At 71.7% G+C, this 385-nt stretch carries 2 protein-coding genes; one reads left to right on the top strand and one right to left on the bottom strand.

Translation table 11 applies throughout. The features are described from left to right. On the top strand, nt 1–221 hold a 221-nt coding region (locus tag HU147_RS19245), incomplete at its 5' end, for a GNAT family N-acetyltransferase (RefSeq protein ID WP_224077678.1). On the opposite strand, the gene HU147_RS19250 is transcribed toward HU147_RS19245, so the two are convergent. After that, on the bottom strand, nt 218–385 hold a 168-nt coding region (locus HU147_RS19250; protein WP_224077679.1), incomplete at its 5' end, for an undecaprenyl diphosphate synthase family protein. The genes HU147_RS19245 and HU147_RS19250 overlap by 4 nt on opposite strands.

The raw sequence follows: 385 nt of genomic DNA on the forward strand, positions 1-385 counted from the left end.
GGATGTGGACCGACCCGGCGTACCGCGGACGCGGCCTCGGCGGCGTCGTGCTCGAGATGGTCGTGGAGGACGCCCGGCGACGCGGGCTGGTGCCGCACCTGTTCGTGATGCAGGACAACCCGTCGGCGGCGCGGCTCTACGAGCGGCACGGGTTCGTCCGATCGGGCCTGGTCGAGGAGCACGGCGGCCGGCTCGCGGAGCAGCTGGTGCGGGAGGTCTAGGCGGACCCGTATCGGCGGTCGCGCTCGGCGTACGTCTCGATCGCCCGCCACAGGTCGCGGCGGTCCACGTCCGGCCAGAGCACGTCGGTGAACACCATCTCGGAGTACGCCGCCTGCCACAGCATGTAGTTGGACAGTCGCTGCTCGCCCGACGTGCGCCAGAT

It is taken from the genome of Planococcus chinensis, assembly GCF_020071995.1.
GTDB classification, from domain to species: domain Bacteria; phylum Bacillota; class Bacilli; order Bacillales_A; family Planococcaceae; genus Planococcus; species Planococcus chinensis_A.